The 12,646-nt window shown below is 29.5% G+C and carries 9 protein-coding genes; 1 reads left to right on the forward strand and 8 read right to left on the reverse strand.

The genetic code is table 11. From position 1 onward, the window contains the following. Positions 1-125 precede the first annotated feature (125 nt). The 4 genes from L1S46_RS21940 to L1S46_RS21955 form a co-directional block, all read right to left on the reverse strand. The gene (locus tag L1S46_RS21940) at positions 126-1,214 is read right to left on the reverse strand and encodes a Gfo/Idh/MocA family oxidoreductase (protein WP_238900953.1); all 1,089 of its coding nucleotides are present in this window, start codon (positions 1,212-1,214) and stop codon (positions 126-128) included. A 241-nt stretch (positions 1,215-1,455) separates the two neighbouring features. After that, positions 1,456-2,061, reverse strand: coding sequence for a sugar transferase (locus L1S46_RS21945; protein WP_012060775.1), 606 nt, complete (start codon positions 2,059-2,061; stop codon positions 1,456-1,458). Positions 2,062-2,171: 110 nt separating this feature from the next. Next, positions 2,172-3,389, reverse strand: a complete 1,218-nt coding sequence (locus tag L1S46_RS21950; protein WP_238900954.1) for a glycosyltransferase family 4 protein — start codon at positions 3,387-3,389, stop codon at positions 2,172-2,174. Between the two features lie 370 nt (positions 3,390-3,759). Further along, positions 3,760-5,016: a glycosyltransferase gene (locus L1S46_RS21955; RefSeq protein WP_238900955.1), complete on the reverse strand. Its 1,257-nt coding sequence runs from the start codon at positions 5,014-5,016 to the stop codon at positions 3,760-3,762. Positions 5,017-5,554: 538 nt separating this feature from the next. Between L1S46_RS21955 and wecB the strand changes: the two genes are divergently transcribed. After that, positions 5,555-6,619, forward strand: coding sequence for a UDP-N-acetylglucosamine 2-epimerase (non-hydrolyzing) (gene wecB, locus L1S46_RS21960; RefSeq protein ID WP_077855247.1), 1,065 nt, complete (start codon positions 5,555-5,557; stop codon positions 6,617-6,619). A gap of 157 nt (positions 6,620-6,776) precedes the next feature. On the opposite strand, the gene L1S46_RS21965 is transcribed toward wecB, so the two are convergent. From L1S46_RS21965 to L1S46_RS21980, 4 genes are all read right to left on the reverse strand, one after another. Beyond that, positions 6,777-8,282 (reverse strand): O-antigen ligase family protein, encoded by a 1,506-nt coding sequence (locus L1S46_RS21965; RefSeq protein WP_238900956.1) that lies wholly within the window; start codon positions 8,280-8,282, stop codon positions 6,777-6,779. A 2-nt stretch (positions 8,283-8,284) separates the two neighbouring features. Next, on the reverse strand, positions 8,285-10,147 hold the full coding sequence (locus L1S46_RS21970) for a nucleoside-diphosphate sugar epimerase/dehydratase (protein WP_238900957.1): 1,863 nt from the start codon (positions 10,145-10,147) through the stop codon (positions 8,285-8,287). Between the two features lie 54 nt (positions 10,148-10,201). Further along, entirely contained in the window at positions 10,202-11,185 is a 984-nt protein-coding gene (locus tag L1S46_RS21975; RefSeq protein WP_017211264.1) for a glycosyltransferase, read from the reverse strand. Positions 11,186-11,635: 450 nt separating this feature from the next. Next, positions 11,636-12,484 carry a LicD family protein gene (locus tag L1S46_RS21980; protein ID WP_077309535.1) on the reverse strand — a complete coding sequence of 283 codons (849 nt, stop codon included), beginning with the start codon at positions 12,482-12,484 and terminating at the stop codon, positions 11,636-11,638. Positions 12,485-12,646 lie beyond the last annotated feature (162 nt).

Consider the following 12,646-nt stretch of genomic DNA (forward strand, 5'->3'; position numbering starts at 1 on the left):
AATTCTAATTAATTTTGCCCAACACATTTTTTAAGTATTCCTATTTTATATATACTTTTTACATATTTATGAAATAATAGTTTAAATGTATTCAACAACTTAATACATTTAAACTAAAATCTTTGCTAATTCTCTTTCATATCTAATGTTTTAAAATCTGTTAATGGAAATTTTACTGGCATTCCTGTTTTTCTTGATTTATATGCTGCAAGTATTATAGACATTGCCTTCTTACCTTCTTCTCCTGATACTAGTGGATCTCTATTTTCATTTATAGCATCTATTACATCCTTAAATAACGGTGTATGACCTTCCCCATATACGTTGTCTATTTTAACATTTACAGACTTCTTAACCGCTTCTTCATCTTCGCCTTCAAATCTCCATGTTTCAAGCTCATTAACTGCAAGACCACCAATTGATACTGCTCCTGTTTCGCCAAATATACTTAATGTTTCTTCTAGATTTTTAGGATAAACACAAGCTGATCCCTCAACTATTCCAATAGCACCATTTTTGAATCTTATTATTACAGCCCCAAAATCTTCAGCTTCAATATCTCTTAGATAAGTATCACATTCAGCATAAACTCTTTCGATTTCTCCACCCATCATCCATTGAAGTAAATCTATATTATGTATACACTGATTCATAAGTGTACCACCATCTAATGCCCAAGTTCCTCTCCAAGGTGCTTGTTCATAATATCCCATATTCCTATTCCAAAGTATTCTAGCTGTACCATTAACTAATTTTCCAAACTTTTTGTCTTCTATAGCTTCTCTTAATTTCTGTATAGGCTTATTAAACCTATTTTGATGACAAACTCCAAGCTTAACATCGTTTTCTTTAGCCACCTTAATCATTTCATTAGCATCTTCAATGGACATAGCCATTGGCTTTTCTACTAATGCACTAGCCCCCTTTTTCATGCTATGAATAGCAATTTCAGCATGATAACCACTTTCTGTTGCTATTGTAACCACATCTATATCTTCTTTTTCTAACATTTCTTTATAATCTGTATAGACATGCACAGAATCTTCAGCTGATCCAGTTTTTTCTATGTATTCAGATTTCTTTGCTTCCGCTTTTTCTAAAACCACATCACAAGTCGCTACAAGTTCCGCTTCTTCTACATTTTTAGCTAATGCTTCAACATGCTTATATGAGATTCTTCCGCAACCAATAATAGCAAATTTTAATTTTTTCATATTAATCTACCTCTCTCAAATTAAATACTTTTAGTCAAATTCAATAGTTCATAATTTCCTTTAAAGTTAGTTTTACCAATGCATTTAGAACAATATTTTAAATACATACGCTAAAATCAGAAGTTAAGACACTAATTTTAAATAATAGTATTTTAACTTCATTAGCTATCTAAACGATTTTCTTTGATTTTTTAATTTCGAATTCTGTCTGAGATAATTACAAATCTATATTTTTCTTTGATTAAATGCATTTTACTATTGTTTTAAGTATTATATAAATATCTAAAAATATATTATTTTTATTTATATATTCTAGATTTAATGCAAGTTTATCTGGCATAATTGTGTTTATGTAAAAATCATCAGGATTTTCTGCTTCTCCAAGTAAATCATTTTCATCTCTATATCTAATTGATGCCAAATCTGTTATCCCTGGTTTAACTTCTAAAACCCTTCTCTGTTCCTCATTATACATCTTTACATATCTAGGAACTTCTGGTCTCGGCCCTACTAGGCTCATGTCCCCTTTAAATACATTTATTAATTGTGGAAGTTCATCAAGTTTATATTTTCTTAAGAAAGCACCTATTTTAGTAATTCTGCTATCATTCCCTACAGTAATTTGTCTTCCTAACTTTTCCGCATCCACAACCATAGTTCTAAACTTTAAAATCTCAAATTCTTTATTTTTTTCACCAATTCTTATTTGTTTAAAAAATACAGGTCCATCAGAATCTGTTTTTATCCTAATGGCAATAACTATCAAAATCGGACTTAAAACTATAAGTCCTAAAGTAGAACATATCAAATCAAATATTCTTTTAACTACTTTATTGAATGTATTCATCTATTTACTCCTAATTCATTTATTTCAGAACATATAATATTATATTAACTATTTTACAACTTTTTAGTCAATTCAGCTCATATTATTGAATTTCTTCATAAATTTTTAAGTTATTTTAGTGCATCTAAAAATTTCTCTGCAAGCCCGCGATAAGTATGATTTTCCAACACATAATCCTTACCATTTTGGCCCAAGTTATTTTTTTCATCTTCGCTTAAGTTTCTAATATCCATAACTGCTTTCACAACAGCATCTGGATCTTCTGCTGGTACCGTAATACCACAATTCGAATCCTTCACTGGATCATTCGAAGCCTCAACTGCATATATTACTGGTCTTGCTGCCATCATATAGTCAAATAATTTATTTGGACTTACGCCATAATTAAATAAATTTTGCTTTTTTAGTCCTATATAACATATGTCTAATAATCTTAGTACATTATCCATATTATCTTTAAGTACAGGATCTAGAAATTCAACATTCGTTACATTACTAGTTTTAGCATATTGTATTAATTCATTTTTCACGTTTCCATTTCCAACTAATACATACTTTATTTTTTCATCTGTAGTTTTCTTTGCAGCATTAATCATCGTATCTAATACATTAGCTGGCGAGTGATTTCCTGTATATCCAACTAAGAAATAACCTTCATCTTTTAGTTCTTGTAATCTTTCAATAGTTTTTTCCATAGGAGCATTTTTTTTCTCTCCAACAATTATTCCATTTGGAACATGAACATAATTATCCGCACTAAATCCCCTATCTTTCATATGACTATCTGCATTAGGTAAAATTGAAATAATTTTATCACAATTTTTAAAAGCAAAATCCTCTGCTCTTTGAAGCATAACTATAGCTGGATTATTCTTAGAATACCCTCCTATTTCCATTGGCGTTAAAGGCCATAAGTCATGTATCTCAAAAAACAGTTTAGCATTACTCCTCTTTGCGATCCTATGAGCTGGATATATATCTAAAGGATAAGTCGAAGATGCTATTACTGCATCTGGTCTATATTTATCGGCAAGTTTCTTATAATTCATTCTCAATTTGAACATGAATGTTGATATATTTTTAATTCTTCCAACTCCATTTCCCTGATATTCTGGAGTTTTAACCCATACATATGTAATTCCATCTATAATTTCTTCTTCGAAATCCTCTTTTATTTGTGGGTTTTTCTTTCGTAAATGTGAAAAATCAGCACCAAGTATGATTACTTTATGTCCCATATCAACCCATTCTCGCCCCATATAATAAGGTCTAAATTCCATTCCATGATAATCAGACCCTGCGTAATGATTTATAAGTAAGATATTCATCTTAATTGCTCCTTTTTTGCATTATAATGTTAATTAACGCTATAGATTATAACATAAGTGAAGCTCAAAATCTATGATTTTGCTATGTGAACTTACTCAGCGAGCGTATGTGAGTCGAGTTTCCTCTGAAAAATATCTTAAGAATTGCCCAAAATACTCTTTCCATACTCTCTACCACAATTATCTATTTTATGATTTTGCTAGTCAAACTTATCCACGAACGAAGGTGAGTCTGGAAAGTGAATGCTAAAATCTAACCTATCCGCAATCATCTTAGATAAAACTTTCTGCCACATTCTTCTTAGATAATCTATAATTAATATATACCAAAAAGTTCTGATAAAAATAAATCAGAACTTTTTAATTGATTTTATTGGACTGCTCTAATTCCATGTGCAAATTTTCTAAAATTACTATCTGCACAAAAATTTTCAGTCCAAAGTGAACGGCATCTATCACGGAATTTTTGTTTTTCTTCCTCTGACATTTCCGCCATATATTTAATTTTATTTCCAAGCTCCTCAGGATAGAAATCTTTATCCAATAACAATCCAGTTTCGCCCTCTTTAACAATCTCAGCCGTACCGCCTACATTAGTCGCAATTGTTGGAATTGAAAAAGAACATGCTTCCATGATACTAACCGGTAATCCTTCTGAACTACTTGTGTTTATGAACAAATCGACTGATTCATTTTTATAATATTCCATTAACTCGGAATTTTTAACACTCCCAGGAAAATTTGTCTCCATAAAATCAAGATTTTCTCTTGCATACTCCTTAATTTGATCCAAACCATCTCCTGCTCCAAAATGTGTCCATTTTAGATTTAATCCCGAATCTTTCAATGTTGCCAGTGACTTTGCCAATAAATCTATACGCTTTACTGGTGAAACATGGCAGCAACTCACAATTCTATATGTTAAGTCTTTTGATCCTTGCGAAGTTCCATAATCTTTTGTCCCAAGATATGCAGTTTTAATTTTATCTGAGTAATCTGGATAAAGCTTCTTTAGATAATTACTTCCATCGTCAGAACATGGATATACCGCGTCTAAATTTCTTAGGAAATAATATCTAAGTGGTATATAATTCATCGAGTTTTCATTAGCATAAAGATCATATCTATGTGTTCTACTTACTACTCTTGTAATCTTTTTACCATAAAGTTCTTTAAGTTTTATTGCCACAAAAGCAATATCATATAACCAATAACTATATAAAGTTATCCCGCTATACTCATCCATATTATATTTTTTAATGATTTCCAAAACTTCTTTTAAAACACTGTTTGCTTTTGCTGTAAAATATGTTAAATAAGCTTTCTTTTTTATGGAACCACTAATAGCATTGCGTTCTTCTTTATCTACACATCCATTATAATTATAAAATGGAAATAGCTTCACAGCACTAATAGGTAAACTATGCTTTATTTTTGAAGCCTTAATTTTATGTACTTCAAAGTTACTAGGAATACTTCTTGTTTGTACCGCATCATCAGCTACACTAGTTGCTATCACTATTACTTTTTCAAAAGCTTCAGAAAGCATTTTTATTTCGCCTTCTATAAATTCTTCTCCTTTATCAAAAGGAAAAACTTTAGTTAAAAGTACTAAACAGTTTTTCATCTTTTTCCCTCCAGAGTTATAATCAGTATAAGGATAACATATGAAATACTTCATTTCAACAATATGAATATAAGCTTTTACTTTATAATATCACCCATATTATTTCATTTATGAATTTTATATGATAAAATAACGTTATCTGATGTCTAGCCTCTATAGCACTTACTCTTTATGAGAGAGCCTTCTTTCAAAAGTCAGCTGAGTGATTATATAGCAATAAGCCAAGTACTCACAGGGAGATGGCGAAGGACAGAACATAAAAACTCTAAATCGAAATCTTATGTTTCTAAAATGTAAACTTTAGGAATTCGCTTTTGAGTGGTTCGCTTAGACGAGTTACACTAAATCAATTTTTAATTCTGCGTAAGTGTAATATCATTCGCATACACCTAGACATTGTGATGATTATTTTTTATAAGTTTAACTAATATTCAGATTGAGATAATTCTAATCTCAAATAAACTTCACTTTATATTTATTTATACGTAAATATAAATAATTTACAAATAAATACCTAAAATTTAAGGAGGCCTATTATATGAAAGTATTAACTGTTATAGGTGCAAGACCACAGTTCATTAAAGCCGCGACAGTATCTAATAAAATTAGAAGAAATGGAAACAGTGAAATTTTAGTACACACAGGACAGCATTATGATAATAATATGTCTGACATATTCTTTGAAGAGCTTGGAATTCCAAAGCCAGATTATAATTTAAACATTGGTTCATCTAATCATGGACATCAAACTGGCAGCATGTTAATATCTCTTGAAGAAATATACTTAAAAGAAAAGCCAGATATGGTTTTAGTTTATGGAGATACAAATTCAACTCTTGCAGGTAGCCTATGTGCAAGCAAATTATTAATTCCTGTAGCGCACGTTGAAGCTGGTCTTAGAAGTTTCAATAAGGCTATGCCTGAAGAGCAAAATAGAATATTAACAGACCATATATCCGATTTACTTTTCACACCTACTTTAACTGCTTTAAATAACTTAAAGGATGAAAATATTACAAAAGGTGTTCATAATGTCGGTGATGTAATGTATGATGCAATAAATCTCTTTAAAGAAAGAGCTAAAGATATATCAACAATACTTAACAAACTTGATTTAGCACCAAATAGTTATATACTTTCAACAATACATCGTGCTGAAAACACTAACAGTATTGAAAGATTATCTTCAATCATTACCGCTTTAAATAACTCTGGTAAGAGAATCATACTTCCACTACATCCTAGAACGAAGAAATTTATTGAAACGTATGATTTGCATGTTGGAGAAAATATAAGAATTATTGATCCTGTAGGATATTTAGATATGATTTCTCTTCAGGAAAATTCTCAAAAGATAGTTACAGATAGTGGCGGAGTTCAAAAAGAAGCATACTTCCTAAAGAAACCATGTATAACTATGAGAGATGAAACTGAATGGGTTGAAACCGTAACTAACGGTTGGAACGTTATAGTTGGAAGCAATTCTGATAAGATAATGGATGCTATAGAAAACTTCAATCCAACAGGTACTCCTGCTTCTGCATTTGGAAATGGAGACAGTTCTTCAATAATTACAGAAATTATTGAGAAATATTTAGGATAAGTGTAAATCAACATATTCTAAACATTTGAAATATAAAACTTTAACAACTCAAAATAATCAAATAAAAAATGGAAGGCATTCCTTCCATTTTTTATTTGATAATATATTAATATCTGAATTATGCTATATTTTAACTTATAAATACTCGTGTTCTCTATTATCCTATTCTATATTCCTTCATTGAAGATGATGATGTTGGTCTATACTCATCACTTTCCTTTTTGTAAACTTGTATACACGCTACTGCAAACCCCATAAGCATCCAATATGAAAATACATACGTTATGGAACTAGGCCCAAAACTTGCTGGTGCAAACGCTATAAGCCCAGTTGCAGCTGCAAAGCACATGGCACTTTTTTTCTTTATCCCAATAATTATATTTTGAACCAATAAATATAAATAGTATATACCATAAAGCGCTAACCCTGGTAATCCAAAATCACCAAGTATCTCTATTGGATAGCAATGTGGACTATATATATTTCCCGTATTTCCTTGATCCTTAATATATTGTTCAACATTTCCTACACCATAACCTAGATAATGCTTTTCCTTTATTGTGCCTCTTAATACGTCCGTAATTATTGTCGCTCTAACATTAAGAGACCCTTCTCCACCTTCTTGAATTTCGGAATCTTCTAAAGCATTAACCTTATCCGCGAGACCATTTTTCTTTTGCTCTTGACCAGATTCTGTTTGTGCAATATTCATTATCATATAACTATATTTAAATGCTCCAAAAAGAGAAATAGCCAAAATCAATGGGCATAATATCCCCTTCAATCCTATCCTTTTTATATTTATAATTGAGTAAATCAAATAAACTACAACTCCAAATATAGCTGCTGCAAAACCTGTTCTTGATGTTATTATTGAAATTAGCGAAAAAGCAATAATTGAAGCAATTATACAAACTATCTTGAAAAACATATTCTCAACTTTGTATATTGCATAAAACCCAATTGGTAACAACATTGCAAGTGTAGCAGATAAATTATTTGGATTAAATGAAAATACTATTGGTCTTGCATTTATTAGATTTTGTTGATCTTTTGGCAAGAACTCAATAAATGCGTCAGCGTAATGTTTAACTGGCAATTGTCTTCCAAGAATAACTTCTATAAAACCAATTAATACGATAAGTAAAAGTAGCGACAATAATATAGCAATTGTTTTTTTAATTCTTTCCCTATTAATGTTATATACCATCATATTTACAATAAACGCAAACATCATCAAGTAGATAGCTATATATTTTATTGATAAGCTTTTGTTTAACGACCATATTATACTAACACACATATATATAAACCAAAGTACATATATTGCTAATACTTTTCTATCCAAGTCCATTAAAATCTGTCTGTCTTTAAATATTCTAAACAATGACATAAGTGTAAATATGCCCAAAACTATATGAAATAAGTATACACTTTGTACTCTTGGCACATACAATGTATAATCATAAAATGCAGAAATTAAAAGTAGTGTATAAAACATATTATATAAATCTTTATCTTTAAGAATAAAAACTACTAATATTACTACTGTCAATATGTACATTATAGATACTATATAACTTCCATTTGCTATTCCTAAAAATCCACTAATAGCAAATATAATAGCTAAAAATATATTTCTAATTACATCTTCTCTCGTCATTATTACTCCTTATCTGCATTTTCTGCAGCCACTTCATCTTCGTTTTTATAATGATATGTTGGAACTATCTTTTGCATTTGATGCTTAATCTCTGATATATCGTTAAGCTCCAATAAATTTTGTAATTGCTCCAGCTTAGTTGTTAAGCTATTCATATCTTCAAATGTTGGTTTACCTACATATATTTTATTGTGAACCGTATTTTCTAATCCTTCTTCACTCATTAAAAGTTCTTCGTATAGCTTTTCTCCTGGTCTAAGACCTGTAACTACAATTTTTATATCTCTATTGGGTTCAAGCCCTGAAAGCCTTATTAAATCACATGCCAAGTCATAAATTTTAACTGGTTTTCCCATATCTAATACAAAAACCTCTCCGCCTCTTGCAAAAGCACCGGCTTGAAGCACTAACTGCGCAGCTTCTGGAATTAGCATAAAGTATCTAATAATCTTTTTATGAGTTACAGTTACAGGGCCACCATTAGCAATTTGTCTTTTGAATAATGGTATTACTGATCCATTACTTCCAAGCACATTTCCAAATCTAACCGCAACAAACTCTGTCCTAGACTGCTTATCCATGGCTTGAATGATCATTTCACATAATCTTTTTGTTGCTCCCATAATATTAGTTGGGTTAACAGCTTTATCTGTTGAAATCATAACGAATCTTTCTACGTTAGCCTCACTTGCTTCTAATGCTAAATTCAAAGTTCCAAAAACATTGTTTTTTATAGCCTCTTTAGGACTATCTTCCATTAAAGGCACATGCTTATGTGCTGCTGCATGGAATACCACATTTACTCTATATTTTGTAAATATTTCATGAAGTCTCTTTCTGTCCCTAACTGAACCTATTAATACAGTAAGATTCATGTCTGGAAACTCTTCTCTCAGTTCATTTTGTATATCATATACATTGTTTTCATAAATATCAAATATTATAAGTCTTTTAGGATTATATACAGAAATTTGTCTGCAAAGTTCCGAACCTATTGATCCTCCCCCTCCGGTCACTAATATAGTCTTTCCTTCTATATAATCTGAGATTCCTTTATTATCAAGCTGAATAGGATCTCTTCCAAGTAAATCTTCTAAATCAACATCTTTTATTCTACTAACCGTAGCATCTCCACTTAGTATTTCATACATTCCAGGTATTATTTGAAGTTTACAATTTGTATTCTTACAAATTTCAATTATTTCTGCTTTATTTTTAGCATCAAGAGATGGAATTGCAATTAATATTAGATCTATTTCCTGTTCTCCAACTATATAAGGTATATCGTATCTGTTTCCTTCTATTTTTACACCTGATATTCTTTTTCCAAGTTTACTTTTATCATCATCTATAAGAACTATCGGATTATACTTTAGTTCTCTTCTTGCCATCATTTCATTAATAAGCATAGTTCCAGCCGAGCCAGCCCCGACTATCATTACTCTTCTTTGGTCTGATGAGTATTTAAATGGTATGTACAAAAGAGTTCTTCTATATACCCTATACAATATTCTATATCCTAATACAAAGAAAATACTTAAAAGTATTCCGACAACCGAAACATTTAACGGAATTGTATTACCTAGAATTCTAGTATACCCTATTGATATTATTCCTGCTAAAATATTTCCACCAACACCTAACAAAAACTCGTCAGTACCTGTTAAATGCCATAGACTTTCATACATTTTAAACAAGTAAAAACATACTAAATAAATTAAACTTAACGCTATACAATCATGAGTGTATATTTTCGCAATTAATGTAAAATCTCCACTATTGGTTATATTTATTGAGAAAAGATATGCCATATTAACCATAAACATATCGATTATCATAACTATAAAAGTCTTCCAATTCTTCACTATACTTCCCCTCCTACTTCAGAGATTCTCACTAAAATGTCCTAATTTAAACTATTATCTTACTTTATCTAAAACTTTTATTAATAATTTAGGACAAGACAGCATTCCCTTACATTGAATAGAATATCTAATATTATTCTTATCCAACTTTTGCATTTTATAATTCTTTAAATATTTTCTTACATCCTCTTTATTTAAAAACTTAAAAAGTTCCTCATGGAAATTTGAATCCTTACCTAATACCGAAAAAACATGTGATATTGAATAAGGTATCTTAAATTCAACTAAAAAACTTTTTATCTTCTTTAAGCTTTCATCACCTTTTATATCATTTAATAGGTCAATATATGAATAATAGCAATCCAAATGCTTCAATGATACATTTTGAGTCACAGAATTTCCCCATATAACATAAAAAGCCAATACTTCATTTACGCTTATAACTTTTTTTGCATATAACAATGCCTTTACAACAAAGACCATATCTTCTCCATATTTTCTTTTAGTATCAAATAAAAGATTATTATCTTGTATAATGGAAGATTTATATATAGCACTTCTCATTCCTATTGTTATATCATCTTTTAACTGCATAAGAGCAGCTTCTTTTCCGCTAATAAACTCATTTAAATAGTTAGTTCTATTTTGGACTAGTACATTTCCTTTAGCGTCAACCTCACTATAATCACAAAAAACTATCTCACATTTACTTTCTTCGGCTTTTTCATACATACGCTCAACAAATTTATGATCAATATAATCATCTGAATCTAAAAAAGTTATATACTCTCCACTAGCTTCTTTTATTCCTCTGTTTCTTGCCGCACTAACACCCGAATTTTTTTGAGTTATGATTTTATAATTTATACTTGAATTTTCAAGTAATCCTCTTGCTATATCGATACTTTTATCCTTCGATCCATCATCTATAAGTAAAAGTTCAAAATCTTTGCAAGTTTGATTCATAACAGATTTAATACTTCTTTCAATACATTCTTCTACATTATAAACAGGAGTAATGATAGATACTTTTACCAAAACTATTCGCTCCTTTTATTTAATTATATTCAGAAAACAATAAGTCAGCATACCGGCCTATTTAATGCCATAACTTACTATAATATTGGACTAATAGACATTATGAACATATATATTCTTTTGTTTTAAAGAATATATATGTTAAAATTATCATTTTTCACATCAATTGTGGATATCCCAATAACAAACTATACTTAGCCCATGAAATATATTCCAACCAGAAATGAGTGATATACTTTTATATTTAAATACTGTACCGTCAAATAACTTTAAACTTTTCAACACTACTTGAATTATACTAGTATTGATGCCCATATGCAATATTAAGCCATTTTCTTAAGTAAATTTTCATTTTCATTCATTATAGCTAAGTAAAAATACTCTTATTTAGAGAAATAGTTTTACTACTATAAATAAATCTACATTCTTTTATAATTAAAACGAACATGCCTATTGGGCATTTTTTAACTTTTTGATTATTCTGGCATGCCATACTCTGTCTTCTTCTTTCGGAAGTGTCATATAATCGCCATACAATTGTGTTAAAACAGCATCATAATTCCTAGGCGCATTAAAATAATCTCCTTCGAATTCAACTTTTATCAAATCAAAAAAGTCCTCTTTTTTATATATGTACTGACTCCATACTGTATCCAATCCATATCCCATGCATTCTGAATCTTTATCATTCCATTTAACTAAAAAATCAAATAACTTTTGTCTTCTTTTTGTTGTAAAAATACTTGATACAATATTATAAACAAAATATGTAATTTTATTTTTTAATGTAAGCTTTTCAGGTTTTTCTCTAATTCTTATGAAACTTCTTAATACAAAATTACTTATTTTTCTTTGAATATTGTATACCCATCTTTTTTTAGGAAGACTATCATAAGGTATAATATCTATAAATAAACCATTATGCATCTTTTCATTTTCTGCAATCTTATCTTCAATAAAAAGTGTATTATTATATCTTATTTTGCATGGAACTTGATAGATATCATAATTAGGATCATTTTCATGAGTCTGCAAAAATAAATGATCAGGTAATTCATTCTTAACTACACTTAAAAATTTATTATAATCTTCTCTAAGCATTCCAATATCAATATCGTCATCCCATGGTATAAATCCTTTATGTCTAACCGCTCCTATAAGCGTTCCAGCATCTAAAAAATATCTAATATTATGCTTGTCACAAATTTTTTTTACATCTTTTAAAATGCTTGCCATTATTAACTGCGCATCTCTTAGCCCTAAGTCTTCATAATTTGAATAATTAGTATTATTGTTCATCTTTTTCTCCTTTAATACATATCTACCTTTTATTATATCAATGTAGTCATAAAACTCAATAATACATATTAAATATTGACTTTTAATTTTCTATTACAATACCTGCTACAGATTATTAATTCTAAATTATGCCTTAATATGTTATAATTTATTACAGCTTAA

It is taken from the genome of Clostridium sp. YIM B02500, assembly GCF_022324665.1.
In the GTDB taxonomy this organism is placed as follows: Bacteria; Bacillota; Clostridia; order Clostridiales; family Clostridiaceae; genus Clostridium; species Clostridium beijerinckii.

Bases quoted from the DNA above. Each gene is read 5' to 3' on its own strand.
- L1S46_RS21955 (WP_238900955.1), bottom strand. From the start codon at position 5,016: ATGAAAAACTGTTTAGTACTTTTAACTAAAGTTTTTCCTTTTGATAAA.
- L1S46_RS21965 (WP_238900956.1), bottom strand. From the start codon at position 8,282: ATGACGAGAGAAGATGTAATTAGAAATATATTTTTAGCTATTATATTT.
- L1S46_RS21950 (WP_238900954.1), bottom strand. From the start codon at position 3,389: ATGAATATCTTACTTATAAATCATTACGCAGGGTCTGATTATCATGGA.
- L1S46_RS21945 (WP_012060775.1), bottom strand. From the start codon at position 2,061: ATGAATACATTCAATAAAGTAGTTAAAAGAATATTTGATTTGATATGT.
- L1S46_RS21980 (WP_077309535.1), bottom strand. From the start codon at position 12,484: ATGAACAATAATACTAATTATTCAAATTATGAAGACTTAGGGCTAAGA.
- wecB (WP_077855247.1), top strand. From the start codon at position 5,555: ATGAAAGTATTAACTGTTATAGGTGCAAGACCACAGTTCATTAAAGCC.
- L1S46_RS21940 (WP_238900953.1), bottom strand. From the start codon at position 1,214: ATGAAAAAATTAAAATTTGCTATTATTGGTTGCGGAAGAATCTCATAT.